This window comes from Nonomuraea sp. LPB2021202275-12-8 (genome assembly GCF_037044575.1).
Taxonomy (GTDB): domain Bacteria; phylum Actinomycetota; class Actinomycetes; order Streptosporangiales; family Streptosporangiaceae; genus Nonomuraea.
In genome coordinates this window covers 129,697-154,503 of sequence record NZ_JBAHWD010000002.1, presented here as the reverse complement: position 1 = coordinate 154,503, position 24,807 = coordinate 129,697, and the positions used below count along the sequence as shown (strand labels likewise).

Genomic DNA, 24,807 nt, shown 5'->3' with positions numbered 1-24,807 from the left:
ATGACGCTCATCGCACGCCGACTCGCGGGCCACCTGGCCCGCGGGTTCGTCATGATCCTGGTGGTCGCCACGATCAGCTTCTTCATCATCAACAACATCCCCGGCGACCCGATGGCCGCCCGTTTCGAGAAGCTGATCGAGCAGGGCATGTCGCCCGACGCGGCCGCGCAGTCGGTCAAGGTGCTCTACGGCTTCCAGCCCGACGGCACGCTCTGGCAGCAGTACCTCGACTACATGGGCGGGCTGCTCCGCCTCGACCTCGGCGAGTCCGTCACCCGGCCGGGCACCCCCGTGCTGGACGTGCTGGCCGAGAAGGCGAAGTGGACCGTTCTACCGGTGCTGGCCGGCACGCTGCTGAGCTTCCTCGTCGGGGTCATCCTCGGCGTCTACGCGGCCATCAAGCGCACCGGCAAGCTGGGCGACGCGCTGGCGATCTCCGGCTCGCTGCTGCACGGGATCCCGCAGTACGTGCTCGCCATGCTGCTCGTGGTGATCTTCGCGACGCTGATCCCGATCCTGCCCGCCGACGGGCCGGTGGACATCCTGTTCGAACCGGGCTTCAACGCCGGCTACATCGGCTCGCTCGCCGAGCACGCGGTGCTGCCGGTGGTCACCTACGCCCTGTCGGCCTACGGCGGCTGGATCCTGGCGATGAAGTCCAGCGTGGTCACCGTGCTGGGCGACGACTTCATCCTGGCCGCCGAGCTGCGCGGGATGAAGCGCTCGATCGTCTTCCGCTACATCGCGCGCAACGCGATCCTGCCGCTGTTCACGATCCTCGCGCTGTCGCTGGGGCTGCTGCTCGGCGGGGCCGTCTTCATCGAGAAGATCTTCAACTATCCCGGGCTCGGACTGCTGCTCATCGACAGCGTCAACGACCGCGACTACGCGACGATGGGCGGGGCCTTCCTGCTGATCACCGTCGCGGTCATCGTGGCCAACATCGTGGCCGACCTGTTCTACACGGTCATCGACCCGCGGGTGCGCAGCGGAGAGGAGGCGAGATGAGCGCCACGCTCATCCCCGAGGCCGGGTCCGCCACCGCGACCATGCGCCGCAACTTCTGGCAGGGCGTATGGCGGGTGATGAAGCGCAAGCCGAGCCGGATGGCCGGCGTGGTCATCGTCGTCGGCTTCGCGTTCATGGGCGTCTTCGGGCCGATGTTCTTCCCGGAGCACCTGCCCGGCAACGTCGAGGCGATCACCCAGCCGCCGAGCTGGGAGCACTGGTTCGGCACCGACCCGCAGGGCCGCGACGTGCTCGCGCTGGTCATCACCGGCTCCCGCTACGTCCTGCTCTGCGCCGCGGTGACCGCGCTCATCACGGTCGTCGTCGGCACCGGGCTCGGCCTGTTCTCGGGCTTCAAGCGGGGCCGCTGGGACACCGTGATCATGCGGGTCACCGACATGAAGCTCACCATCCCCGGCCTGCCGCTGCTGCTCGTGCTGGCGACGGTCTGGAAGTTCGGCAGCCCGATCCAGATGGGCCTGGTGCTCGGCCTGCTCGGCTGGGGCGGCGTGGCGCGGGCGGTGCGCGCGCAGACGCTGTCCCTGCGTGAGCGCGGCTTCATCGAGGCGGCGCGCGGGCTCGGCCTGTCCACCGGACACATCGTGGGCAAGGAACTGCTGCCCAGCATGGCCCCGTACATCGCGATGAACATGCTCATCGCGGTCACCGGAGCCGTGTACGCGCAGGTCGGCCTGTTCTTCCTGGGCGTGCTGCCGTACGAGTCGGACAACTGGGGCGTGATGCTCAACCTGGCCGTGTTCCAGGCGGGCGCCATGATCCAGCCGAACGCCCTGGGCTATCTGATGGCGCCGCTGCTGGCGATCCTGCTGCTGACGCTCGGCATCGTGCTGGTGGTCGACGCCATGGACGAGATCTTCAATCCCCGGCTGCGCGAGGAGTAGCAGTGCCAGAACAAGCGCCGGGAGTGCGCATCGGCGGCCTCACGGTCGTCTACAAGACCTCGGCGGGCGAGCTGCCCGCCGTGCGGGACGTCAGCCTGACCCTGGAGCCGGGCACGATCACCGGCATCGTCGGCGAGTCCGGCTCCGGCAAGTCGACGCTGGCGCTGTCGCTGCTGAACGCGGTGCAGCCGCCCGGCCGGATCGCGGCCGGCAGCGTCGAGATCGACGGTCTCGGAGACGTGGCGGGCCTGCGGGGCGAGCAGCTCCGCAAGGCCAGGGGCAAGCACATCGGGTACGTCTTCCAGGCGGCCCAGAACTCCCTCAACCCGCTCAAGACGGTCGGCAAGCAGCTGCTCGATCTGGGCCGCTCGCACGGCGTGGAGGACCTGCCGGGCCTGGTCCGCGAGGCGAAGGAGCTGCTGGGCCGGATGGGCCTGGACGGCGCCAGGGTGCTCGACTCGCACCAGCACGAGCTGTCGGGCGGCATGCGCCAGCGCGTCGGCATCATGCTGGCGCTGGTGCTCAACGCCCACCTGGTGGTGCTGGACGAGCCGACCACCGCCCTGGACATGATCACGCAGGCGAACATCCTGAAGATCATCCGTGAGGTGCACGCCGAGCGCGGGCTGACCACCCTGGTGATCACGCACGACATCGGCGTGGTGGCCGAGGTCGCCGACCGGCTCGCCGTCATGTACGGCGGGCGGCTGGTGGAGCAGGGCCCGACGCGGGAGGTGCTGGGCGCGCCCAGCCACCCCTACACCAGGGGCCTCATCAAGGCCATCCCCCGCCTGGTGGGCGACATCGACGAGGCCCGGGCGCTGCCCGGACGGCCGCCGACGCTGACGACGGTGCCGGACCGGGGCTGCGTCTTCCGGGACCGGTGCGCGCTGCGGATGGACGTCTGCGACACCGAGGATCCCGCGGCCGTCCCGCACGGATCGAGGATCGTCGCCTGCCATGCGGTGACGGTGAAGGAGCACGCGTGATTACCGGAAGCGGCATCGTCAAGTCCTTCAGGCAGCGGGGCACGATCCTCGGCAGCCGGGAGGTGCGCGCGCTGCGCGGCGTGGACTTCGCGATCCCGAAGGGCGGCGCCGCCTCCTTCATCGGCGAGTCCGGCTGCGGCAAGACCACGTTGGGCAGGATCATCGCCGGGCTGGAGTCCTACGACGAGGGCGAGCTGGTCATCGGCGGCACGGCCCTGTCGGAGCTGAAGCCCAAGCAGCGGCAGCCGCACTTCCGCAAGATCCAGCTGATCCACCAGGACCCCTACTCGGCCCTGAACCCGACCCGCACCATCCACCAGACGCTGCACGCCCCGCTGAGCCTGCGCGCCAAGCAGACCGGCCGGTCCAAGGCGTGGATCGAGGAGCGGGCCGCCGAGGTGCTGTCGCTGGTGGGCCTGGACCCCGGCACCGTGCTGGCCCGCTATCCGCACCAGCTGTCCGGCGGGATGCGGCAGCGGGTCGTCATCGCCCGCGCGCTGACGGTCGACCCCGAGATGCTCGTCGCCGACGAGGCCGTCTCGATGATCGACGTGTCGCTCCGGCTGGGCATCCTGGCACTGCTGAAGGACCTGCGCGAGCGGCTCGGCGTCAGCGTGCTGTTCATCACCCACGACGTGGCCACCGCCCGCTACATCGGCGGCGACGGCGAGCTGTACGTCATCTACCGGGGCCAGGTCGTCGAGCGCGGCCCGGTGGACACGATCATCGCCGACCCCGTCCACCCCTACACCCAGTCGCTGCTGTCGGCCATCCCGGTGCTGCACGGCCTGGAGCAGCCGGGTGAGCAGCCGGTGGTGCCGCTGGAGCCGCTGGACCCGGGCCAGGACGAGACCGGCTGCCTGTTCGCCGGCCGCTGCCCGTTCCGCGGCGAGCGGTGCACGAGCGAGCGCCCGCTTCTGCAGGTCACGGAGGGCCATCCGCAGGAGCACGCCTGCTTCTACCCTGAGCGCCGCAGCGTGATCGCGCGCCCGCTGAGCGAGGTGTGACCGTGCTCCCTCGCCCCGACGAGCACGCCCACGGCCCGGCCGCCGGCCCCGGTCAGGCCACGGGTGACGTGCGCCGGACCGGGGAGCCGGCCGCCGCCGGGCTGGCCGAGGCCGGAGAGGTGGCGCGGGCGGCGCTGACCTACGACGCCGCCGAGGCCGCCGCGCTGGTGCGGCGGCTTGCCCGCCCGCCGGCGGACCGCCGGTGGACGGCGCTGCTGGCGGACGGCGGGGTCGCGATGGCGTCCGTGTCCACCCGCGACCCGGCCGTCGGCCACATCGACCTGCTGGCCGTACACCCGGACGCGCAGGGGCACGGGCTCGGCCGGAAGCTGGTGCGCGCGGCCGAGGAGTGGCTGCGCGCCGAGGGCGCGGCGCGGGCCCGCTTCGCCGGGAACCCGCCCTGCTACGCCTGGCCGGGCGTCGACGTGCGCTACACCGCCGCCGCGTCCCTGGCCGAGAGCCTCGGCTACGAGCGCTACGACGTCGCCTGGAACATGACCGCGGACCTGTCGGCGGAGCTGTCCGTCGAGGACGACGTCCAGCGGCTCGCGAAGGCGGGCGTCAGCGTGGTCGCGGCCGGCCGCGACCGCGAGCGGGTGGCGGCGTTCGTCGCCGAGCACTGGAACGACAGCTGGGCGTGGGAGGCCGCCAACGCCGCCGGCGTGCACTACGCCGAGCGCGACGGCCGCATCCTGGCCTTCGCCGCCTGGGGCGCGCGTCCGACCTGGTTCGGCCCCATGGGCACCGCGCCCGCCTCTCAGGGGCTCGGGCTGGGCCGGGTGCTGCTGCGCCGCTGCCTGGCCGACCAGCGTGCCGCCGGCCAGCGGACCGCCCAGATCGGCTGGGTCGGCCCGCTGCGGTTCTACTCGCGCGCCGTCGGCGCCCGCGCCGAACGCGTCTTCTGGCTGTACGGGCGCGAACTGGCGTGAAGTCACCCGTAAAGGAGCGGTCCATCCGGGTGAGCGGGGTCGGGGCAGAGCTCGCGCGGGTCCTCGCCCGCGTCCAGGCACCTGCTGAGCGTGTCGGAGCCCCACAGGTGGTCCATGAACAGCTCGGGCCCCCGCCACACCAGATGGTCGGCGTAGAGGGTGCGGGCCACGTGCAGCATGGACAGTCCGGTGAGCACCGGCCTGAACTCCGCCTCGTCGTGCACGTGGAGCTGGACGCCGCGCACCTGGATGCCCGCGTGCTTGTGGAACGCCGGGGTGAACCAGGTCTCCCTGAAGCGCACCCCCGGCAGGCCGAGCGCGGAGAGCGCGGGCGCGAACCCGTCGTCCACGTACGGCGCGCCGATCAGCTCGAACGGCCGGGTGGTGCCGCGCCCCTCGGAGAAGTTGGTCCCCTCGAACAGCCCGGTGCCGGGATAGACCAGCGCGGTGGCGGGCGTCGGCATGTTCACCGACGGCATCACCCAGGGCAGGCCCGTGTCGGCGAACGCCTGCTCGCGCCGCCAGCCCTCCATCCGGACCACGTGCAGGTCCACGTCGAAGCCGAACAGCACGGCCAGCTCCCCCACCGTCCTGCCGTGCCGCAGCGGCAGCGGGAACCTGCCCACGAAGCTGGCGAACGCCGGGTCGAGCAGCGGCCCCTCGGCGACCGTGCCGCCCAGCGGGTTGGGCCGGTCGAGCACCACGAACCGCAGCCCCAGCCTGGCCGCCGACGCCAGCAGGTCGTACATCGACCAGACGTAGGTGTAGAAGCGGGCGCCCACGTCGGCGATGTCGAACACCAGCGTGTCCACTCCGGAGCGCGCCACGAGCTCGTCCAGCGCCTCGCCGGCGGCCTTGTAGGTGTCGACGACCGGCAGCCCGGTGCGGACGTCGACGGTGTCCGGCTCGCTGAAGCTCGCCTGGGCGGTGCCTCTGACGCCGTGTTCGGGCCCGAACAGCGCGGTCAGCGGCGCGCCGGCCGCCAGGAGCGCGTCGGCGGTAGGGGTCAGGTCGGGCAGGACTCCGGTGGGGTTGGTGATCAGGCCGAGGCGCGCTCCACCCGCCAGCGCGGGATCCGTGGCCAGCCGTTCAGCTCCGGTGCGTATGTATGACATGAACCCCATTGTCTGAAAGATATTTACAAGAGAGAAGTAAAGGGTGGAAATTAGCGTCATGATTGATCCGCTACCCGAGCTGCCCACCGAGCAGAGCGATCCCCGCTACAGCCAGATCGACCAGTTGCCGACGGCGCAGATCGCCAGGCTGATGAACCAGGCCGACGCTGCCGTCCCGGCGGCGGTCGCGCTGGCCGTCCCGGCCATCTCCGACGCCATCGACGCGATCTCCGCACGCATGGCCAAGGGCGGCCGGCTCCTGTACGTGGGCGCCGGCACGTCGGGACGGCTGGCCGTGCTCGACGCCTCCGAGTGCCCGCCCACCTTCGGCACCGACCCCGAGCTGGTGCAGGGCATCATCGCGGGCGGCCACGACGCGCTCACCCGCTCCATCGAGGGCGCGGAGGACGACGCGGGAGCCGGCGCCGCCGCCCTGGCCGGCCTGGACGTGGGTCCGCTCGACTCGGTGGTGGGCGTCTCGGCCAGCGGGCGCGCCCCCTTCGTGCTGGGCGCGCTGGCTGAGGCGACCCGGCGGGAGGCGCTGACCGTCGGCCTGTCGTGCAACGACGCCGCGCCGCTGTCGGCCGCCGCCAAGCACGCGATCGAGGTCGTCGTGGGGCCCGAGGTGGTGACCGGCTCCACCCGGCTCAAGGCCGGCACCGCCCAGAAGCTGGTGCTCAACATGATCTCCACCATCTCGATGGTCCGGCTCGGCCGCACGTACGGCAACAAGATGATCGAGATGTCGGCGATGAACAGCAAGCTGGCGGGACGGGCGGTCCGCATGGTCAGCGACATCACCGGCGCCGACCACGACGCGGCGGGCGAGGCCCTGGACGCGGCCGGCGGTCAGGCCAAGGTGGCGGTGCTGATGATCCGGCACGGCCTGGACGCGGAGGGGGCACGGGCCCTGCTGCGCTCGCACGGCGAGCGCCTCAGCGACGCGCTGAGCGGCTGACGGCGCCTGGATCACCAGGGGGCTTCGACTCCACCCCACGACGCGTGTGGGGTGACGTACGGGGAGGTAACGGGGATGTCTGATCGGCTGGACGCCATCCTGGCGGGCGCGGTGCCGCGCGTGTGCTCCGCGGCGGTGGCGCTCGTCGCCGTGGACGGCGCCGTCGTCGCGGCCTCGGCCACCGGAGAGCTCGTCCGCTACACGGACACGGACTTCACACTCGCGGGGGACAGGCCGCCCGCGCGCCGCGACTCGCTCTTCGACCTGGCCTCGATCAGCAAGCTGTTCACCACCTCAGCCATCGGGTCGCTGCTCGACGAGGGCCTGCTGGATCTCGACGAACCGGTCGCGACCTGGCTGCCGGGCCGCGACGCGCGCATCACGCTGCGCCGCCTGCTGACGCACACGGCGGGGCTCCAGCCCATCCGACGCATCGACCTGGAGCTGCCGGGCGCGGACCCGGCCACCCGCATGGGGGCCATGCTGGACACGCCGATCACCGCGCCGGTCGGCGGGCCCTACCTCTACTCCGACGTCGGCATGATCATGGCGGGCCGGGTGGCGGAGGTGGCGGCCGGCGCCCCGCTCGACGCGCTGGTCCGCGCCCGCGTCACCGAGGTGCTGGGCCTGTCCGACACCGGCTACCGGCCGGCGCCCGAGCTGCTCCCCCGGATCGCCGCCACGGAGTGGAAGCCCGAGCGTCCCGGCCCCGGCTGCGTGCGCGGCGAGGTCCACGACGAGACCTCTCACGCGCTCGGCGGCGTCGCCGGGCACGCGGGGGTGTTCGGCACCGCCGACGATCTGCTGAGCCTCGGCGAGACGCTACGGCTCGGCGGCGGCCCCATGCTGCGCCCGGAGACCGTCGCCGAGATGCTGCGCGACCAGGGGGCCGAGGGGGCTCCGTTCCGGCACGGGCTCGGCGTGCGCCTCGGCGACCCCGGCATCGTCGGCCCGCTGGCGGGCGCCTTCGGCCACTCCGGGTTCACCGGCACCAGCCTGGTCGTCGCCCCCGCCCACCGGCTGACGGTGATCCTGCTGACCAACGCCGTGCACCCCGTGCGCGGCCGTGACGGCATCCGCGACCTGCGCGCCGCGGTCGCCGCCGAGGCGCTGCGCCTGGCGGCCTGAGGGCGCATAGCCTGGCTCTGGAGCGGAAAGGAGCACCCCCATGCCCGTGCAGCTGAACCATACGATCGTGGAAGCCCGAGACAGGGACGTGACCGCCGAGTTCCTGGTGGACGTGCTCGGCCTCCAGCCCGCCGAGACCTTCGGACCGTTCAAGGTGGTCTCGCTCGGCAACGGCGTCTCGCTCGACGTCGTCCAGGCCGGCCCGGACGTGCACCCGCAGCACTACGCCTTCCTGGTCGGCGAGGACGAGTTCGACGAGATCTGGGGCCGCATCAAGCGCTACGGCCTCACCTACTACGCCGACCCCTTCCACCGCCACGCCGGCCAGATCAACACCAACGACGGCGGCAGGGGCCTCTACTGGCTCGACCCCAACGGCCACAACCTGGAGATCATCACCGTCCCGTACGGGGGCGGCTGAGTCCTACGGGGCCAGGGCCTCCAGCGCCTCCTCGGCCCGCCGCATCGCCTCCTTCGGGTCCGCGGTGACGATGTCCGGGTCGAAGTTGAGGTCGTGGAAGACGTCCGTCACGCCCTCGGCCGCGAGCGCGTCGACGTCGCCGCGGATCTGCTCCGGCGTGCCGGTGAGCGGTGGCCGCCGTTCACCGGCGCCGGCCCTGACCCGCGTCACGCCCCGGCAGACGAAGCGCAGCTCGTCCCCGTCCCGGCCCGCCTCCCGCGCCGCCGCCTTGATGATCTCGATCCGCGGTCCGATGGCCGACAGGTCCTCCCTGCTGGAACTGACCCACCCGTCCGCCAGCCGGCCGGCCCGGCGCAGCGCCACCTCGGCGGTGCCGCCCAGCAGGATGGGCGGCGCCGGCGACGGCTTGGGGTCCTGATGCGACGGCGGGACACGGAAGAACTCGCCCCGGTGCTCGACCACCTCGTCCGTCCAGGCCTTGCGCAGCACTTCGACGAACTCCTCGCCCCTGCGCCCCCGGTGCGCGAAGCCGACGCCGGCGGCCTCGAACTCCTCGGGCAGCCACCCCAGCCCGAGCCCGGCCGTCAGCCTGCCGCCGGAGACGGCCTGGAGCGTGGCGAGCTGCTTGGCCAGCACCACCGGCTGGACGAAGGCGTTGACGACGGCCACGCCGAGCCGGATGGCGCTCGTCGTCCCGGCCAGGTAGGCCAGGGTGACGAGCGGGTCGTGGACGCTGCGGTAGGTGGGCCCCATCGGATGCCCGACGGGGTAGAGCAGCCGCTGGAAGGTCCACAGCTCGTGATAGCCGAGCTCCTCCGCCCGGGTGGCGACACGGCGCATGTTGTCCGGGGTGGCCCAGGGCCCTGACTGAGGCACGGCGAAACCCATTCTCATGCCCCCTAGTCTGGCCCTCTACTCTGTACGGGTGGGTCTTGAGGCGGAGTTGGCCGGGGTCGCCGGCGCGTATGGCGGCGCGGGCGAGCCGGTGCTCCACCCGACGCGCACGGACGTGGTGGTGCTGCGCCGCGGCGAGGTGGTGGTCAAGGCGCACTCGCTGCGCGACGACGTGGCCGCGCTGCGGCCCCGCCTGCGCGCCACCGCCTCGGCGGCGCTGGCCGGGGTGATGCTGGCGCCGCTGGAGCCGGAGGTGCTGTCGGTGGCGGGCCGCGCGGTGACGGTCTGGCCCGCCGGGCGTCCCATCCGGCAGGACGAGACCGACTCCGCCCCGTGGGAGGAGGGGGCCAGGTTGCTGGCCCGGCTGCACGCGGTCCCGCTCACGCTGCTGCCGCCCCTGCCCGCCGCCGGCGGTCCCGCCCGGGCGGCGCGCGCGGTGCGGCGGATGGCCGGCGACGGTCCCGTCGAGCAGCTCGTACGGCGGGCGTTCGCGGAGTTACCCGACCCCGAGCCGTCCCCGGCCCTGGTGACCCACGGCGACTGGCATCTGGGCCAGCTCGTCCACCGCGACCGCTGGCTGCTCATCGACGTGGACGACCTGGGCGCCGGCGACCCGGCGTGGGACCTGGCCAGACCCGCGGCCTGGTATGCCGCGGGGTTACTCGACCCTGACGTCTGGGACCGGTTCCTGGGTGCCTATCAGGCGTCGGGCGGGCCCGCCCTGGGCGCGGGCGAGGACCCCTGGCAGCGGCTCGACCTGCCCGCCAGGGCGCTGACCGTGCAACTGGCCGCGGTGGCGGTGGTCAACGCCGCCCGCGAGGGCCGGGAACTCGACGAGGTCGAGCATTCGTTGGTCGAATCGTGCAACAGAATCGTCAGAGCGTGACGGCGTTGCGCGCGGTAGGTTTTGCTCAACACTACGAGGCCGAGGAGACCGACTAGATGCAGTGCCCGAAGTGCCGCGGCAACATGCGGACATATGAGCGCAACGGCGTCCACATCGAGCAGTGTGACAACTGCCGTGGGATCTTCCTGGACTATGGCGAGCTCGAGACGCTGTCCCAGATGGAGTCGGCCTACCACGCCGCTCCCCCGCCTCCCGCGCCCGGCCCGGCGTGGGGTGCCCCTCCCCACCGTGGCGGCGGTCACGGCGGTCACGGTGGCCACTACGGCCACAACCGCCAGCGCAGCTGGGTGGGCATGCTCTTCTCCAGCTGATCCGCCTGTGCGGGGGCCGCGCACCCGTGAAGCGCGGCCCCCGGATTCGCTCCGGCTCAGCCCGGGAAGTCGTCCGGGTCGACCGGTGCGGTGCGGGCGTTGCCGCCCGAGATCGCGTGCAGCGTGACGCGCCAGTCGTGCCAGAGGATCTGCGTGGCGGTGACGGTCGTCTTGAATTTCACCGACTTCTGAAACCGTTCGAAGCTGCAGTCGCGGCTGAAGGCCTTCCGCTTGCGGTCCCAGTCGACGCCGTGCGTGAAGTAGATCCGGTAGGTGCCGTCGCTGACGCCGTTGATCTTGAATTTCGCCTTCCGGCGCACGTACACGCTGAGCACCTTGGACTTGCCGCGCATGATGTTGACCACCGCGTCGCGGCTGGCGCCGTTGTGGATCTGCAGGGAGCTGCGCCCGCCCAGGCCGCCCCTGCGCAGGAACTGGCCGTTGCTCAGCCGCCTGCTCTGCTTGCTACCGGCCTTCACCGTCACGATGTCGGCCGGATAGTCTCCCGCCTTCTGCAGCGCCTCGCCCGCCTTGTCGAGCGCGCCCAGCGCGTCGCCGAGGTCGGTGAGCACGGCCGGCGGGGTGCACAGGTCGCGGGCGCCGACCTTGGTCGCCGCCGAGTCGAGGTCGGTGGCGACGTCGCGCAGGCTGGTGATGTAGGCGTCGTGCTGGACCTGGACCTCGGGGGGCGGCGCCAGCGCGGCGAGCTCGGTGGCGGCGCCGTCCAGTGCCTGCTGGGCACGCCCGACCCGCTGGTCGAGCGTCTTGACGGTGCGCGCGCCCACCATGGACTTGATCGCGTCGCCCATGGCCTTTTGCCTGGTCTCGAGCTCGCCCTTGTACGCCTCGGCGGTCAGCGCGCTGGGGGTCGGGCTGGAGCTCTCGACCGGAGCGCCGGTGGCGCTGGACTCGCCCCCTCCGGCGACGCCGCCGGCGGTCGGCTCACCGCCGGTCAGGGTGGGGGCTGAGGTGCACGCGCTGAGCGTGAGTGTCGCCAGGGCGAGTGCGCAGGAGATCATCCGGGAGGCAGCCACCTGCCACACTATCGCCCGCTTCATCCCACCACGTCAATCGCGTTCAGGCCAGTCCACCGTCGCTCCGGCCCGCCACGTGACAGGACGGGACCATCGACTGAAACGCTCCATTAGTCCTAGAGTCTGCTCAACACCCCCACTGGAGGTCAGGCATGTCGAGCATCCCCGCCCTGCTGCGCGACCGGATCGCGGCCACCCCCGAAGCCGAGGCGTACCGAATGCCGTCAGGCGACGGCTGGGCCTCGTTGTCGTGGCAGGACGTCGGGGAGCGGGTGCGCGGGCTGTCGCTGGGGCTGGCCGAGCTGGGGGCGGGGCCGGGCGCCAGGGTCTCGATCCTCTGCTCCACCAGGGTCGAGTGGATCCTGTGCGACCTGGCGGTGCTGTCGACCGGCGCGGCCACCACCACGATCTACCCCTCCAACACCGCGGCCGAGTCGGCGTTCGTCATCACGGACTCCGGCAGCACCGTCGTCATCGCCGAGAACGACGACCAGGTGGCCAAGCTCAGGTCCGTGCAGAAGGAGCTGCCCGACGTCACGCGGGTCGTGGTGATCGACGGCACGCCCAGCGACGACGGCTGGGTGGTCACCCTGGACTCGGTGAGCGGCGAGGGCGACTACGACGCGATGGTGGACGCCATCGGCCCGGACGACGTGGCCACCCTCATCTACACCTCCGGCACGACGGGCCGCCCCAAGGGCGTGGTGCTCACCCACGACAACTGGCTGTACGCCGCCGGCGCCGTGCGCGAGCTCGACCTGCTCAGCGGCGACGACCTGCACTTCCTCTGGCTGCCGCTGTCGCACTCGTTCGGCAAGCTGCTCGAGGTCGTGATGATCGGCATCGGCGTGCCCACCGCGATCGACGGCCGCCTGGACCGGATCGCCGACAACCTGGGCGCGCTCCAGCCGACCTTCATGGCGGCCGCCCCGCGCATCTTCGAGAAGATCCACAACACGGTTGCCGCCACCCAGCAGCGCGAGGGCGGCGCCAAGCTGAAGATCTTCAACTGGGCACGGGCCACGGGCATCAGGGTCGTCAAGGCCCGCCAGCGCGGCGCGGGGATCCCGCTGACCACCCGCCTGGAGTACGGCGTGGCCGACCGGCTGGTCTTCAGCAAGCTGCGCGCCAGGTTCGGCGGCCGCATCCGCTTCTTCATCTCCGGGGCGGCGCCGCTCTCGCAGGAGATCGCCGAGTTCTTCGACGCGGCGGGCCTGACCATCCTGGAGGGCTACGGCCTCACCGAGTCCTCGGCCGGCAGCTTCCTCAACCGGCCCGACAACGTGAGGTTCGGCACGGTCGGGCTGCCGCTGCCCGGCACGCAGGTGCGCATCGCCGAGGACGGAGAGGTGCTGATCGGCGGGCGCGGCATCATGCGCGGCTACCACGACCTGCCGGAGGAGACCGCCGACGCGCTGGAGGACGGCTGGCTGCACACCGGCGACATCGGCGAGCTCGACGACCAGGGCCGGCTGATGATCACCGACCGCAAGAAGGAGTTGATCAAGACCTCCGGCGGCAAGTACGTCGCGCCCACCCACCTGGAGGGCCGGATCAAGGCCGCCTGCCCGTTCGTGTCGCACGTGTTCGTGCACGGCGACCGGCGCAACTACTGCACGGCGCTGGTGACGCTGGACATGGACGTGACCAGGCCGTGGGCCGAGTCGGAGGGCCTGCCCACCGACCCGGAGGAGCTGCGCACGCATCCGCGCATGCGCGAGGAGGTCGAGAAGGCGGTCGACCAGGTCAACGCCGACCAGGCCAGCTACGCCACCATCAAGAAGTTCTCCATCCTGGCCGAGGACTTCACGGTCGAGGGCGGAGAGCTCACGCCCAGCCTCAAGGTCAAGCGCAAGTCGGTCGAAGAGCGTTACGGCGACACCCTGGACTCCTTCTACAAGGAGACGGTGTAGGGACTGCGGAAACCCATGGCCTCCCTGCTGCGGGTGCGCCCGCGCCACTGCGACGCGCAGGCGATGGTGCACGCGATCCGCTACTACGAGTTCTTCGAGGACGCGATGCTCGACTGGCTCGACGAGCGGGGCGGCTACGGGCGGCTGCGCGAGGCCGGCGCGGACCTGGTGATCAAGGCGAGCGGTTGCGAGCATCACGCACCCGCCCGCCTCGACCAGGTGCTGACGGTCGAGACCCGCCCCGCGCGGGTCGGCACCACCTCGATCACGATGACGTTCACCCTGCGCCACGAGGACGAGCTGGTGGCCGTCGGCACGCTGGTCTACGTGTGCGTGCGCGACGGTGGGCCCGTCCCGCTCCCGGCGATGCTCACAGCACCCGCTTAGCTCCGGGCAGCGAGCGCACCAGGTAGGCCAGAGCCCAGCAGAGCGGCAGCGAGACGGCCACCGCGACGGCGAACTTGACGACGGCGACGGCCTGCAGGCCGCTCAGCGCGTAGCCGACGGCGACGAGCACCAGCGGATGGACGACGTAGACGGTGAACGCGTGCTCCGACAGCCACCTGCCACGCGGCCCCTGCGCGCCGAACCGCTCTCTGAAGAGCACCACGAGCCCGATGATCAGGCTGACCGCGAACGTGGACTCCCAGGTCGCGGTCAGCGCCGCCGACACCGCCCCGGTGGTGATCGCCGAGAGCGGCACCAGCACCACCGAGGAGACGCCCGCCACGACGAACCCGAGCCGACCGGCCCGGACGGGCAGCGTCTCGAACCAGCCGCGCCTGAAAGCGACGATCCCGGCGACGAACATGCTCGCGTACTGCGGCAGGAAGTTGGGTGTGGGCAGCCCGAGCACCGGCACGTAGCTGCCGACCGGCACCGGGATCCGCCACAGGAACGTCGCCACCGACAGGCAGAGCACGAACAGCACGATCCACCGCGGCCGCAACGCCGACGGGCTCGCCTCGACCGGCCGCCTCCAGCGCCTGAAAAGCGCGTACAGGAGGGCGAAGCCGAGCAGCACCTCGGCGAACCACATCGGCCCCGGGTCCCACGAGCCGAGGTAGAACATCCAGTAGGGCATGCCGTCCTGGTCGGCGTAGATGCCGAGGGTGACCAGGGGGCGCAGCAGGAGCAGATAGACCAGCAGGGGAATGCCGAGCCGCACCAGCCGGTCGCGTAAGAAGGCGCGCCCGCCCTTGCGGTCGTGGGAGCCGGGGGTGAAGAAGCCGGAGACGAGGAAGAAGAACCCCATGAAGAACGCCTGGTTGATCATCACCAGGATGTCCAGGACGGCGCCGGAGGCGTCGCGGGCGGGCTCGGTGTAGTACCACAGCGGGATGTTGCCGTAGGTGAGGGCGACGTGGTGGACGACGACCAGCACGGTCAGCGTCACCCGCAGGTTGTCGATGGCGAAGAGCCTGGTGGCGGCCCTCGGCTCGGTCTTCATGAGACGGCCCTTTCGAACAGGTCCGCCAGCTCCCTGGCGTGCGCGTCGAGGTCGTGGTCGGGGTGGACGATCCAGTAGGCGAACATGTTGTCGATGGCGGACGAGTGGGTGATGGCCATCACGCGGACGTCGAACCGGCGGAACTCGCCACTCTCCTGGCCGAGGCGGTAGATCGCTTCCAGCGACCGGTAGAGCTCCTCGTTGGTGTGGATGCCGTAGCGGGGCTGCCCGTCGTCGGTGCGCAGGTTGGAGAAGATCTCGCCGAGCGCCTTGAGCTGCGTGCGGTTGCCGCGCATGTGCTCAGTGACGGACAGGATGTGCGTCCGGAGCAGGCCGGTGGCCGTGCCGACCCCGTCCATCCTGACGATCACGTGGTCGGCGATCGACGTGTAGACCTGGTTGACCACCTCCTCCATCAGCTCGTTCTTGCCGGTGAAGTGGTAGGAGATGACGCCCTTGCTGATCCCGGCGCGCTCGGCGATCCGGGCCAGCGACGCGCGGGCGAACCCGAGGTCGGCGATCACCTCGATGGCGGCGGCGATGATCTGCGCGCGCCGCGCCTCCTCGATGAAGGATCGGCCCTTCTGACCGCTTGGCTTGATTTCTGGCCGCACGGCCAAAATCTAACACGAACGGCCAGAGACCGTGCCGCGCCTCAGGCGGGGGCGCCCAGGAGCGGCGTGGCGGCTTCGCGGATCTCGGGGCTGAAGGGAGCCGGGCGCAGGGTGGCGGGGTCGAGGTTGACGTTCACCCGATAGCCGTCGGCGTGGACGACCGACCGGTCCGCCGACAGCACCCGGAACCCGTACACCCCGCTGGTGCGGCCCATCCGGTCCATCCAGAACTCCACGAGCACCTCCCCCGCCCCCATGATGGGCACGTTGTAGGTGATCTTGAACTCGCGGACCGCCAGGTAGACGTCCTTGAACCGGGAGGTCGCGGGGTCGAAGGTCCACCCCTGGTCGGCCCAGAAGGCCGAGACCGCGCGCTCGACGAGCAGCGCGTAGCGCGAGTTGTGCAGCAGGCCCATCGCGTCCAGGTCGTCGAAGTGGATCTGGACGGTGCGGATCTCGGTCACGACGGGTCCTCCGGGAGCAGTGCGGGGTCGGTGGCCAGGGCGCGCAGACGCTGGAGCACCGCGCGGTGGGCGCGCCGGTAGGCGGCGTCGCGATCGAGCAGCCGGGCGTGGGTGACGGCGGCCTCGCCCAGGGCGTCGATCTCGTAGGCGAGCTGCCCCGGGTCGGTGTCGGCGGACAGCTCACCCAGCGCCACCGCCTCCTCCACGACCTGCTCGATGAACCCCACCCAGCCGGCCAGCGCCTTGGCGATCCGGTCGCGGACGGGCCCCGGCCGGTCGTCGAACTCGACCTGGGCCACGAAGAAGAAGCAGCCGCCCGGCAGCACCTCGTCGGCGTAGAACCGCAGCCGGGCCTCGTGCAGCGCCAGCACCCGCCGGACTCCCGCGGGAGCCTGCAGGGCGGGCTGCACGATGTGCTCGATCCACTGCAGCCTCGCCCACTCGACGGCGTCGAGCTGGAGCTGCTCCTTGTCTCGCCAATGTGCGAAAAATCCGGACTTGCTCACGCCCGCCGCCTCGGCCAACCGGCCCAGGCTGAGCCCGCCCAGCCCGTGCACCGAGGCCAGCGACACCGCCTGCCCCAGGATCGCCTCCCGGCTGCGCTCACCCCGGAGCAGCCGGCCGTCCCTTCTGTTCCCTGCCATGCGGCCGACTATATAAGACCGACCGATCGTTCGTATAACCGGGCAGGGCAGGCCGGATCAGGCTCGCTTGAAGGCCGACAGCAGCCGGTCCGCCGCCAGGGACGGGGGCAGGGTGCCGGCCAGCACCTCGCGCTCCACCTCGTCGCTGATCGCCGCCACCGCCGGGTCGTCGCGCAGCTCGGCGAGCAGGCGGTCGCGGACCATCGTCCAGGTCCACCGCACCTGCTGCAGGCGTCGCTTGGCGGCCAGGTCGAGGCCCTGCTTGTGGGCGAGGACCTGCCGCCACAGCTCCTCCAGCCCGTCGCCGGTGAGCGCGCTGCAGGTGAGCACCGGAGGCGCGGACGTGTCGGAGCGCAGCATGCGCAGCGCCCCGGCCAGCTCGCGCGCCGCCTTCCTGGCCGCGAGCGCGTGCTCGCCGTCGGCCTTGTTGACCGCGATGACGTCCGCCAGCTCCAGCACGCCCTTCTTGATGCCCTGGAGCTGGTCTCCCGTGCGGGCGAGCGTCAGCAGCAGGAACGTGTCCACCATGTCGGCGACGGCGGTCTCGGACTGGCCGACGCCGACGGTCTCGACCAGCACCACGTCGAACCCGGCCGCCTCCACCACGACCATCGCCTCCCTGGTCGCCTTGGTGACGCCGCCGAGGGTGCCGGAGCTGGGTGAGGGACGGATGAACGCGGCGGGGTCGGTGGACAGGCGGGCCATGCGGGTCTTGTCGCCGAGGATGCTGCCGCCCGTCCTGGTGGAGGAAGGGTCCACGGCCAGCACGGCGACCTTGTGGCCCCGGCCGGTCAGCAGCGTGCCGAGCGCGTCGACGAAGGTGGACTTGCCGACGCCGGGCACGCCGGAGACGCCCACCCGCGTGGCCTGGCCCGCGATCGGGGTCAGCTCGACGAGCAGCCGTTGCGCCAGTGCCATGTGATCGGGTCTGGTGGACTCGACGAGCGTGATCGCTCGGGCGATCCACGTGCGCGAGCCCGCCTTGACGCCCTGGACGTAGTCCTCCAGCGACCGCACCCCCGCCTCCTTGTCTTCCGCCTGCTCCGATCCTGTTTCTAGAGTTCCATGAGCCTAACTCCCGACGAATGCCGAAATTTGCCGCTATGGTGCTACGGATTCGATCTCATCCGTCACAGGAGTCACTCCCCTCATGCCCCATGTCGAACCCCTACGCGAGGGTGACCCGGCGGCGGTGGGACCGTACCGCCTGGTGGGACGGCTGGGCGCGGGCGGCCAGGGCGTCGTCTACCTCGGGCAGGCCCGCAACGGCGCGCCGGTCGCGATCAAGGTGCTGCGCGACGGCCTGACCGGCGACGACCGCTTCGCCCAGGAGATCGCCGCCGCGCGGCGGGTGGAGCCGTTCTGCATCGCCCAGGTCCTCGACGCCTCCACCGGCGGCAGGCCGTACATCGTCACCGAGTACGTGGACGGGCCGTCGCTCCAGCAGGCCGGCCGGCACACAGGGACCGAGCTGCAGCGGCTGGCGGTCGCGACGGCCACCGCGCTGGCCGCGATCCACCAGGCGGGCGTCGTGCACCGGGACTTCAAACCGGCCAACGTGCTGCTCGGGCCCGGTGGGCCGCGCGTCATCGACTTCGGCATCGCCCGCGCGCTCGACTCCGGCGTCTCCGCCACCAGCAGCATCGTCGGCACCCCCGCCTACATGGCGCCGGAGCAGCTCGCCGGGCAGCGGGTGGGGCCGCCGTCGGACGTGTTCGCGTGGGCTTCGGTGATCGTGTTCGCGGCGTCGGGAGTGCCGCCGTTCGGCGACGACTCGCTGCCCGCGGTGATCAACCGCATCCTGCACAACGAGCCGCAGCTCGGCGAGCTGCCGCGGCCGCTGCGCGACGTGGTGCTCGCGTGCCTGGCCAAGGACCAGGCTCACCGTCCCACGATGCAGGACGTGCTGCTCCGGCTCCTCGGCGGCCAGCACGCGCCGGCGTCGCAGCACGAAGCCGCCTCGGCCGCGGCCGGACCGGGTCCGTTCGCGCAGGGTGGCGGCGGCCCGGCGACACGGCCGTCCCAGGGGCGGCGGCGCGGCAGGACGGCGGTGATCGCGGCGGTGTCCGGCGTGACGGCGCTCGCGCTGGCGGGCACGATCGTCTGGCTGACGCCGTCGACGCCCACGCCGAAGGCCACGAACCTGGCCGTCGTCACGACGGGCACGACTCCGGCCGCGACCGCCACGCCACCGCCCAATCGGACCCGCAAGCCCAGACCAACGGGCCAGAGACCCACCACCGGTTCCACCGGCTCCACCGGTACCACCGGCCGTCCGACCGGTGACGCCACCACTCCGCGCGCCACCGCCACGACCCCGCGCCCCGCCACGACCCGCCCATCCGGGGGCCTCAGGCTGCTGTACGTGCGCACGGTCGGCAGCTGGCACGTCGATCCCGGCTGCTACGCCGGCGGGAGCGTCGCGGTGCACGCCGTGGTGGAGCGCACCGGCTCGGCGACCGTGCCGTTCCGCTACACGTGGTACTTCGACGGCAAGAGCGTGGACAGCGGATCCGCCCTCATCGTCAACGACACCGAACAGGTCCGGCCCCCGCACGAGCTGCAGGCCGACGGCGGCAGGCATGTCGCCACCCTCCGCATCACCTCGCCCGTGTCCGCGCAGCGGTCCGTCTCCATGGTGTTCTGCGAGCGGGAGACGTACTGATGCCCCGCGCCGCCCCGCTGCGCCCCGACGATCCGGCGGCCGTGGGACCGTACCGGATCATCGGGCGGCTGGGCGAGGGCGGCCAGGGCGTCGTCTACCTCGCGCAGGCGGGCGACGGCACGCCGGTCGCCGTCAAGGTGCTGCAGGACGGGCTGGCCGGTGACGGCAGGTTCGCCAAGGAGATCGCGGCCGCGCGGCGGGTGGAGCCGTTCTGCATCGCCCAGGTGCTCGACGCCTCGCTGGGCGGGCGCCCGTACATCGTGACGGAGTACGTGGACGGGCCGTCGCTCCACCAGGCCGGCCGGCACACCGGCGCCGACCTGCAGCGGCTGGCGGTCGCCACCGCCACGGCGCTGGCCGCGATCCACCGGGCCGGCGTCGTGCACCGCGACTTCAAGCCCGCCAACGTGCTGCTCGGCCACGACGGGCCGCGCGTGATCGACTTCGGCATCGCCCGCGCCACCGACGCCTCCCTGACGGTGACCAGCAGCATCGTCGGCACGCCCGCCTACATGTCGCCCGAGCAGCTCGCGGGGGCCGCGCTCGGGCCGGCGGTGGACGTGTTCGCCTGGGGCTCGGTCATGGTGTTCGCCTCGACGGGCACGCCGCCGTTCGGCAACGACTCGCTGCCCGCCGTGATCAGCCGCATCCTGAACGGCGAGCCGTACCTGGGGGACCTGCCGGAGCCGCTGCGCGCGATCGTGTACGCCTGCCTGGCCAAGGACCCGGCCCGCCGCCCGGCGATGCAGGACGTGCTCCTGCGGCTCATCGGCGGCCCCGCCGCGCCGCTGCCGGCAGGCGCGGCGGACGGCACGGTGAGCGGCAGGCGGGGACGGGCACCCGGGCCTGGACACGGCGGCGCGGTCCCCGGCCGGAAGCGGCGGAACCTGCTGCTGGCGGGCGCCGCCGCGGCGGTGTCCGTCGCGGCGCTCGCCTCAGCCGTGTTCTGGCTCCCGCCCATGGTGGCCGGCGCGGAGCCGGACGACCTGGCCGCGGGACCGCCGTCGCGGACCGTCGCGGGCGGCACGCCCACCGGAACGAAGAAGGCCACCCCCGGGACGAGCCCGGCGCCGAAGCGCTCCGCCAAGCCGACCCCCACCAGGACGCCGACCACCACCAGAACGTCGGCGCCTCCCACGACGGCCACGACGGAAGCCGGCACGTCGAAACCCGCCACGACGAAAGCCCGGCCGACCGTCACCAAGGCTTCCGGCGGCAGGATCACCTCCGCGACGTTGACCGTCCATCGGCCGAAGAAGGCGAGCGGCTGCTATCCCCGCCTCAACGAGGTCTACGCCATGATCGCCGGCACCGAGGGCGCCAAGGCGACCTACAGGTGGATCGTGAACGGCCAGGACCAGGGGCGCAGCACCACCTATCTCAGCACCGAGAAGAGGATGCTGCAGAACTCCTACGGCACACTCGACAAGCCGGGCGGCAACACCGTGATCCTCAGGTTCGAGTCGCCGCAGCGGGTCGAGCGCAAGGTCACGTTCACCATCTGCGACGACTACTACTGACGGGCCCGCAGCTCGGCCAGCAGCTCCAGGGCGGCGGTGGCGATCACCGTGCCCGGCGGGAAGATCGCGGCGGCTCCGGCGGCGCGCAGCTCGGCGAAGTCGTCCGGCGGGATGACGCCGCCCACCACGATCATCACCTCCGCTGCGTCCAGGTCGGCGAGCGCCCGCTTGAGCGCCGGCACCAGCGTGAGGTGACCGGCGGCCAGCGTGGAGACGCCGACGATGTGCACGTCGGCCTCGACCGCCTGCCTGGCCACCTCCTCCGGAGTCTGGAACAGCGGGCCGACGTCCACGTCGAAGCCCAGGTCGGCGAAGGCGGTGGCGATCACCTTCTGTCCCCGGTCGTGGCCGTCCTGGCCCATCTTGGCGACCAGGATGCGCGGGCGGCGGCCCTCGGCGCGCTCGAAGTCCGCGCACGCCTGGCGCGCCCGCTCGATGTCGCCGGCCGGTCCGGCCTCGTCGCGGTACACCCCCGAAATGGTACGGACCGGCTCGGCGTGGCGGCCGAACACCCGCTCCAGCGCGGTGGAGATCTCGCCCACGGTGGCCTTGGCGCGGGCGGCGTCGACGGACAGCTTGAGCAGGTTGCCGTCCAGGCCGGGTGAGGGGTCGTCGGCGGCCTTGGTGAGCGCGTCCAGCGCCCGGCCGACGGCGTCCTCGTCGCGCTCGGCCCTCAGCCTGCGCAGCTTGTCGAGCTGCTGGGCGCGCACCGCGCTGTTGTCGACCTTGAGCACCTCGATGGGCTCGTCGGCGTCCGGGAGGTACTTGTTGACGCCGATGACCGGCTGGCGGCCCGAGTCGATGCGGGCCTGGGTGCGGGCCGCGGCCTCCTCGATGCGGAGCTTGGGCAGGCCCGCCTCGATGGCCTTGGCCATGCCGCCCGCCTCCTCGACCTCCTGGATGTGCGCCCAGGCGCGTTCGGCCAGGTCGTGGGTGAGGCGTTCGACGTAGTAGGAGCCGCCCCACGGGTCGATCACCTGGGTGGTGCCGGACTCCTGCTGCAGCAGGAGCTGGGTGTTGCGGGCGATGCGGGCGGAGAAGTCGGTCGGCAGCGCGAGCGCCTCGTCCAGGGCGTTGGTGTGCAGCGACTGGGTGTGCCCCTGGGTGGCGGCCATGGCCTCGACACAGGTGCGGGCGACGTTGTTGAACACGTCCTGGGCGGTGAGCGACCAGCCCGAGGTCTGGCAGTGGGTCCGCAGGCTCAGCGACTTCGGATTCTTCGCCTCGAACCCGGACACCAGCTTGGCCCACAGCAGCCGGGCGGCCCTCAGCTTGGCGACCTCCATGAAGAAATTCATGCCGATGCACCAGAAGAAGGAGAGCCGCGGCGCGAACCGGTCCACGTCCATTCCGGCCGCGATGCCCGCCCGCAGATATTCGACCCCGTCGGCGAGGGTGTAGGCGAGCTCCAGGTCGCAGGTGGCTCCGGCCTCCTGAATATGGTACCCAGAAATGCTAATAGAGTTGAATTTCGGCATTTTTTCACTCGCATAAGCGAAAATATCCGAAATTATCCGCATGGACGGCGTCGGCGGATAGATGTACGTGTTCCGTACCATGAATTCTTTGAGGATGTCGTTCTGGATGGTCCCGGCGAGCTGCTCGGGCGCCACCCCCTGCTCCTCGGCCGCGACGATGTAGAGAGCCAGGACCGGGAGCACCGCCCCGTTCATGGTCATCGACACCGACATCCGGTCCAGCGGGATCCCGTCGAACAGCTGCCGCATGTCGTAGATGGAGTCGATCGCCACCCCGGCCATGCCGACGTCGCCCGCGACCCGGGGGTGGTCGGAGTCGTAGCCCCGGTGCGTCGCCAGGTCGAAGGCCACCGACAGCCCCTTCTGCCCGGCCGCCAGGTTGCGCCGGTAGAAGGCGTTGGAGTCCTCGGCCGTGGAGAAGCCCGCGTACTGGCGGATGGTCCACGGCTGGTTCACGTACATGGTGGGGTACGGGCCCCGCAGGTAGGGGGCGGCGCCGGGGTAGGTCTCGAGGAAGTCCAGCCCTCGCAGATCCCGGCCGGTGTAGAGCGGCTGGACCGCGATCCCTTCGGGCGTCTCCCACACCTGCCCGTCCCGCGCCGCGGCGCCGGCGGCGTCCTGGTCGCTCGCGGGCGGCGCCGCGCCCGTCCGGGCATCGTCGTCGAGCGGGATGCCGGAGAAGTCGGGGATCATCGCGTCACCTCCAGGTCGCGGAAGGTCGTGCGGAGTACGTCGAGCGCGTCGCAGCCGGCGAACAGACAGCCGTCGACGCTCTCATAGGTTCCCTTCCCCGCCAGCCAGACCCTGCGCGCCCCGGACCGTTTCAGCGCGGCGGCCACCGCCTGCGCGTGCTCGCCGTACAGCCTGTCGCTGGAGCACAGGCAGGCGACGGCCGCGCCGCTGATGGCGAAGGCGGTGGCGATCTGCTCGGGGTCGGTGCCGGGCCCGGCGGTCTCGGTGGCGAGCCCGCCCGCCTGGAACAGGTTCGCGGCGAACGCGGCCCGGGCGGTGTGCGCGGCGACCGGGCCGATCGTGGCCAGGAACACCTTGGGCCGCTCGGGCTGCGCGTCGGCGAGGTCGCGCAGCTCCTCGAACTCCCGCGCGTAGCGGATCCCCGGCCCACCGGGGAAGGTCGCCGGGTCGACGACGGCGCCGACGGCGTCCTGCCCCGCCGCCGCGGGCTGGACGCGCAGGGGCTTCTCGTCGATGTCGGGGAACTCGCTGACGCCGGTGATGGGCAGGCGGCGGTGGGCGATGTCGTCGGCGCGGCGGGCCCGAGTGGCGGCCACGCGGGCGGACACCAGCTCGGCGGCCGCCTCGACGCCGCCCGCCGCCTCGATTTCCTGGAACCACGCCCAGGCACGCTCCGCCAGGTCGGCCGTGCGCCGCTCGACGTACCAGGAGCCGCCCGCGGGGTCGATCACCCGGCCGGCGCCCGCCTCCTCCAGCAGCAGCGACTGCGTGTTGCGGGCGATCCGCCGGGAGAACGCGTCCGGCGTCCGCAGCGCGGCGTCGAACGGCTGGACGGTGACCGCGTCGGCGCCGCCCACCCCGGCGGCGAAGCAGGCCAGGGTGGTGCGGAGCATGTTCACCCACGGGTCGCGGGCGGTCATCATGGCCGAGCTGGTCACCACGTGCTGGCGCTGCGGGCTCCGGACGCCGCACACCTCGGCCACCCTGGCCCACAGCTTCCTGGCGGCACGCAGCTTGGCGACGGTGGCGAACTGGTCGTCGGTGGCCGCGTAGCGGAAGTCGAGCTGGCCGAACGCCTGCTCGGCCGTGAGCCCGCCGCCGGTGAGCGTGCGCAGCCCGGCGACCCCGAGGGCGATCGAGCACCCCAGCTCCTCGGCGTCGCCGCCGCCCGCGTCGTGGTAGGGGGTGGCGTCGACGGTGACGGCCCGCAGTTGCGGGAACTCGGCCACGCACCGGGCGGCGAGCTCGGCCGCCACCGGCTCTCCGGCGGGAGCGCCGAGGTTGCCGCTCGGCGTGACGCCCTGGGCGGCGGCCAGGGCGAGCAGGGCGCCGGCGGCCTCCGCGGTCCGGGCGCCGGCCTCCAGCGTGATCGGCACGAGGTCGAGGTAGACGTCCTTCAGGACCCCGGGCAGTTCCTCGACCGGGATCGCGCCGTCTCCGGCCACCAGCCAGAGCGAGGTGACCCCGTTCTCCAGGTCGGCCAGCACCGCCTCGGGGTCCGCCACGGCGTGCCGTTGCCGGACGTCCCACCCGGTGGCGGTGCGCGTCTCCCGCCGGGCGGACTGAGGCAGGTCGCCGGCATCGTAGAGCGGCTGGACGGTCACCCCGTCGTAGGTCACGCTGGCCAGCGCCTCTTCCGGCGTGGCGGCCTCGACCCCGGACTTGCGCAGCACCGCGAGCGCCAGCCGCCGCCAGTCGTCACGGGTGGTGGAGGGAAATCCCGCTGCCAGCTTCATGTTCGGATATTAAGCGCAACCGGGACA

At 72.0% G+C, this 24,807-nt stretch carries 24 protein-coding genes; 14 read left to right on the top strand and 10 right to left on the bottom strand.

The window, feature by feature from the left end; translation table 11 throughout:
- The 5 genes from V5E28_RS04510 to V5E28_RS04490 are packed head-to-tail and all read left to right on the top strand — an operon-like array spanning nucleotide 1 to nucleotide 4,835.
- The gene (locus V5E28_RS04510) at nucleotides 1-1,008 is read left to right on the top strand and encodes an ABC transporter permease (protein ID WP_336205066.1); all 1,008 of its coding nucleotides are present in this window, start codon (nucleotides 1-3) and stop codon (nucleotides 1,006-1,008) included.
- Complete coding sequence (locus tag V5E28_RS04505) at nucleotides 1,005-1,910, top strand: ABC transporter permease (protein ID WP_336205065.1); 906 nt, start codon at nucleotides 1,005-1,007, stop codon at nucleotides 1,908-1,910. Before V5E28_RS04510 ends, V5E28_RS04505 begins: the two co-directional genes overlap by 4 nt.
- Before the next feature lie 2 nt (nucleotides 1,911-1,912).
- Entirely contained in the window at nucleotides 1,913-2,899 is a 987-nt protein-coding gene (locus tag V5E28_RS04500; RefSeq protein ID WP_336205064.1) for an ABC transporter ATP-binding protein, read from the top strand.
- Complete coding sequence (locus V5E28_RS04495) at nucleotides 2,896-3,906, top strand: ABC transporter ATP-binding protein (protein ID WP_336205063.1); 1,011 nt, start codon at nucleotides 2,896-2,898, stop codon at nucleotides 3,904-3,906. The genes V5E28_RS04500 and V5E28_RS04495 overlap by 4 nt, the downstream gene beginning before the upstream one ends.
- A 2-nt stretch (nucleotides 3,907-3,908) precedes the next feature.
- Nucleotides 3,909-4,835 carry a GNAT family N-acetyltransferase gene (locus V5E28_RS04490; protein WP_336205062.1) on the top strand — a complete coding sequence of 309 codons (927 nt, stop codon included), beginning with the start codon at nucleotides 3,909-3,911 and terminating at the stop codon, nucleotides 4,833-4,835.
- 2 nt (nucleotides 4,836-4,837) lie between these two features.
- Here V5E28_RS04490 and V5E28_RS04485 read toward each other — a convergent pair whose 3' ends face one another.
- Nucleotides 4,838-5,950, bottom strand: a complete 1,113-nt coding sequence (locus V5E28_RS04485) for an exo-beta-N-acetylmuramidase NamZ family protein (protein WP_336205061.1) — start codon at nucleotides 5,948-5,950, stop codon at nucleotides 4,838-4,840.
- 58 nt (nucleotides 5,951-6,008) lie between these two features.
- Here V5E28_RS04485 and murQ point away from each other — a divergent pair, with 58 nt between their 5' ends.
- The 3 genes from murQ to V5E28_RS04470 all read left to right on the top strand — a co-directional run bounded on the left by murQ (nucleotide 6,009) and on the right by V5E28_RS04470 (nucleotide 8,457).
- Nucleotides 6,009-6,908, top strand: coding sequence for an N-acetylmuramic acid 6-phosphate etherase (murQ, locus tag V5E28_RS04480; RefSeq protein WP_336205060.1), 900 nt, complete (start codon nucleotides 6,009-6,011; stop codon nucleotides 6,906-6,908).
- A gap of 75 nt (nucleotides 6,909-6,983) precedes the next feature.
- On the top strand, nucleotides 6,984-8,036 hold the full coding sequence (locus V5E28_RS04475; protein ID WP_336205059.1) for a serine hydrolase domain-containing protein: 1,053 nt from the start codon (nucleotides 6,984-6,986) through the stop codon (nucleotides 8,034-8,036).
- Nucleotides 8,037-8,076: 40 nt separating this feature from the next.
- Nucleotides 8,077-8,457, top strand: coding sequence for a VOC family protein (locus V5E28_RS04470; protein ID WP_336205058.1), 381 nt, complete (start codon nucleotides 8,077-8,079; stop codon nucleotides 8,455-8,457).
- A gap of 3 nt (nucleotides 8,458-8,460) precedes the next feature.
- Here the strand turns inward: V5E28_RS04470 and V5E28_RS04465 are convergent, their stop codons facing one another.
- Nucleotides 8,461-9,351 carry a TIGR03619 family F420-dependent LLM class oxidoreductase gene (locus V5E28_RS04465; protein ID WP_336205057.1) on the bottom strand — a complete coding sequence of 297 codons (891 nt, stop codon included), beginning with the start codon at nucleotides 9,349-9,351 and terminating at the stop codon, nucleotides 8,461-8,463.
- Between the two features lie 31 nt (nucleotides 9,352-9,382).
- Between V5E28_RS04465 and V5E28_RS04460 the strand changes: the two genes are divergently transcribed.
- Together V5E28_RS04460 and V5E28_RS04455 are read left to right on the top strand one after the other, a co-directional pair.
- Nucleotides 9,383-10,237: an aminoglycoside phosphotransferase family protein gene (locus tag V5E28_RS04460; protein WP_336205056.1), complete on the top strand. Its 855-nt coding sequence runs from the start codon at nucleotides 9,383-9,385 to the stop codon at nucleotides 10,235-10,237.
- Between the two features lie 56 nt (nucleotides 10,238-10,293).
- Entirely contained in the window at nucleotides 10,294-10,569 is a 276-nt protein-coding gene (locus V5E28_RS04455) for a TFIIB-type zinc ribbon-containing protein (protein WP_336205055.1), read from the top strand.
- 56 nt (nucleotides 10,570-10,625) lie between these two features.
- Here the strand turns inward: V5E28_RS04455 and V5E28_RS04450 are convergent, their stop codons facing one another.
- Entirely contained in the window at nucleotides 10,626-11,603 is a 978-nt protein-coding gene (locus tag V5E28_RS04450; protein WP_336205054.1) for a hypothetical protein, read from the bottom strand.
- Nucleotides 11,604-11,755: 152 nt separating this feature from the next.
- Between V5E28_RS04450 and V5E28_RS04445 the strand changes: the two genes are divergently transcribed.
- Together V5E28_RS04445 and V5E28_RS04440 are read left to right on the top strand one after the other, a co-directional pair.
- On the top strand, nucleotides 11,756-13,516 hold the full coding sequence (locus tag V5E28_RS04445; RefSeq protein ID WP_336205053.1) for an AMP-dependent synthetase/ligase: 1,761 nt from the start codon (nucleotides 11,756-11,758) through the stop codon (nucleotides 13,514-13,516).
- Nucleotides 13,517-13,531: 15 nt separating this feature from the next.
- Nucleotides 13,532-13,903: an acyl-CoA thioesterase gene (locus V5E28_RS04440; protein ID WP_336205052.1), complete on the top strand. Its 372-nt coding sequence runs from the start codon at nucleotides 13,532-13,534 to the stop codon at nucleotides 13,901-13,903.
- Here V5E28_RS04440 and V5E28_RS04435 read toward each other — a convergent pair.
- The 5 genes from V5E28_RS04435 to meaB are packed head-to-tail and all read right to left on the bottom strand — an operon-like array spanning nucleotide 13,887 to nucleotide 17,705.
- Nucleotides 13,887-14,966, bottom strand: a complete 1,080-nt coding sequence (locus V5E28_RS04435; RefSeq protein ID WP_336205051.1) for an acyltransferase family protein — start codon at nucleotides 14,964-14,966, stop codon at nucleotides 13,887-13,889. The genes V5E28_RS04440 and V5E28_RS04435 overlap by 17 nt on opposite strands.
- Nucleotides 14,963-15,580, bottom strand: a complete 618-nt coding sequence (locus tag V5E28_RS04430) for a TetR/AcrR family transcriptional regulator (RefSeq protein WP_336205050.1) — start codon at nucleotides 15,578-15,580, stop codon at nucleotides 14,963-14,965. Before V5E28_RS04430 ends, V5E28_RS04435 begins: the two co-directional genes overlap by 4 nt.
- A gap of 41 nt (nucleotides 15,581-15,621) precedes the next feature.
- Nucleotides 15,622-16,044 (bottom strand): acyl-CoA thioesterase, encoded by a 423-nt coding sequence (locus tag V5E28_RS04425; protein ID WP_336205049.1) that lies wholly within the window; start codon nucleotides 16,042-16,044, stop codon nucleotides 15,622-15,624.
- Complete coding sequence (locus V5E28_RS04420; RefSeq protein WP_336205048.1) at nucleotides 16,041-16,688, bottom strand: TetR/AcrR family transcriptional regulator; 648 nt, start codon at nucleotides 16,686-16,688, stop codon at nucleotides 16,041-16,043. The genes V5E28_RS04425 and V5E28_RS04420 overlap by 4 nt, the downstream gene beginning before the upstream one ends.
- A gap of 57 nt (nucleotides 16,689-16,745) precedes the next feature.
- A complete protein-coding gene (gene meaB / locus V5E28_RS04415; RefSeq protein ID WP_336205047.1) occupies nucleotides 16,746-17,705 on the bottom strand; it encodes a methylmalonyl Co-A mutase-associated GTPase MeaB in 960 nt (319 codons plus the stop codon).
- Nucleotides 17,706-17,838: 133 nt separating this feature from the next.
- Here meaB and V5E28_RS04410 point away from each other — a divergent pair, with 133 nt between their 5' ends.
- Nucleotides 17,839-19,353 carry a serine/threonine-protein kinase gene (locus V5E28_RS04410; protein ID WP_336205046.1) on the top strand — a complete coding sequence of 505 codons (1,515 nt, stop codon included), beginning with the start codon at nucleotides 17,839-17,841 and terminating at the stop codon, nucleotides 19,351-19,353.
- Nucleotides 19,353-20,873, top strand: a complete 1,521-nt coding sequence (locus tag V5E28_RS04405) for a serine/threonine-protein kinase (protein WP_336205045.1) — start codon at nucleotides 19,353-19,355, stop codon at nucleotides 20,871-20,873. Before V5E28_RS04410 ends, V5E28_RS04405 begins: the two co-directional genes overlap by 1 nt.
- Here the strand turns inward: V5E28_RS04405 and scpA are convergent.
- A complete protein-coding gene (gene scpA, locus V5E28_RS04400) occupies nucleotides 20,867-23,044 on the bottom strand; it encodes a methylmalonyl-CoA mutase (RefSeq protein WP_336205044.1) in 2,178 nt (725 codons plus the stop codon). The genes V5E28_RS04405 and scpA overlap by 7 nt on opposite strands.
- Entirely contained in the window at nucleotides 23,041-24,780 is a 1,740-nt protein-coding gene (locus V5E28_RS04395; protein ID WP_336205043.1) for a methylmalonyl-CoA mutase subunit beta, read from the bottom strand. Before V5E28_RS04395 ends, scpA begins: the two co-directional genes overlap by 4 nt.
- Between the last annotated feature and the right edge of the window lie 27 nt (nucleotides 24,781-24,807).

What these genes read in the sequence shown, in the direction of transcription:
- V5E28_RS04510 (WP_336205066.1), top strand. Translation starts at nt 1, where the DNA reads ATGACGCTCATCGCACGCCGACTCGCGGGCCACCTGGCCCGCGGGTTC.
- V5E28_RS04505 (WP_336205065.1), top strand. Translation starts at nt 1,005, where the DNA reads ATGAGCGCCACGCTCATCCCCGAGGCCGGGTCCGCCACCGCGACCATG.
- V5E28_RS04485 (WP_336205061.1), bottom strand. Translation starts at nt 5,950, where the DNA reads ATGTCATACATACGCACCGGAGCTGAACGGCTGGCCACGGATCCCGCG.
- murQ (WP_336205060.1), top strand. Translation starts at nt 6,009, where the DNA reads ATGATTGATCCGCTACCCGAGCTGCCCACCGAGCAGAGCGATCCCCGC.
- V5E28_RS04475 (WP_336205059.1), top strand. Translation starts at nt 6,984, where the DNA reads ATGTCTGATCGGCTGGACGCCATCCTGGCGGGCGCGGTGCCGCGCGTG.
- V5E28_RS04470 (WP_336205058.1), top strand. Translation starts at nt 8,077, where the DNA reads ATGCCCGTGCAGCTGAACCATACGATCGTGGAAGCCCGAGACAGGGAC.
- V5E28_RS04465 (WP_336205057.1), bottom strand. Translation starts at nt 9,351, where the DNA reads ATGAGAATGGGTTTCGCCGTGCCTCAGTCAGGGCCCTGGGCCACCCCG.
- V5E28_RS04455 (WP_336205055.1), top strand. Translation starts at nt 10,294, where the DNA reads ATGCAGTGCCCGAAGTGCCGCGGCAACATGCGGACATATGAGCGCAAC.
- V5E28_RS04445 (WP_336205053.1), top strand. Translation starts at nt 11,756, where the DNA reads ATGTCGAGCATCCCCGCCCTGCTGCGCGACCGGATCGCGGCCACCCCC.
- V5E28_RS04440 (WP_336205052.1), top strand. Translation starts at nt 13,532, where the DNA reads ATGGCCTCCCTGCTGCGGGTGCGCCCGCGCCACTGCGACGCGCAGGCG.
- V5E28_RS04435 (WP_336205051.1), bottom strand. Translation starts at nt 14,966, where the DNA reads ATGAAGACCGAGCCGAGGGCCGCCACCAGGCTCTTCGCCATCGACAAC.
- V5E28_RS04420 (WP_336205048.1), bottom strand. Translation starts at nt 16,688, where the DNA reads ATGGCAGGGAACAGAAGGGACGGCCGGCTGCTCCGGGGTGAGCGCAGC.
- V5E28_RS04410 (WP_336205046.1), top strand. Translation starts at nt 17,839, where the DNA reads ATGCCCCATGTCGAACCCCTACGCGAGGGTGACCCGGCGGCGGTGGGA.
- V5E28_RS04405 (WP_336205045.1), top strand. Translation starts at nt 19,353, where the DNA reads ATGCCCCGCGCCGCCCCGCTGCGCCCCGACGATCCGGCGGCCGTGGGA.
- scpA (WP_336205044.1), bottom strand. Translation starts at nt 23,044, where the DNA reads ATGATCCCCGACTTCTCCGGCATCCCGCTCGACGACGATGCCCGGACG.
- V5E28_RS04395 (WP_336205043.1), bottom strand. Translation starts at nt 24,780, where the DNA reads ATGAAGCTGGCAGCGGGATTTCCCTCCACCACCCGTGACGACTGGCGG.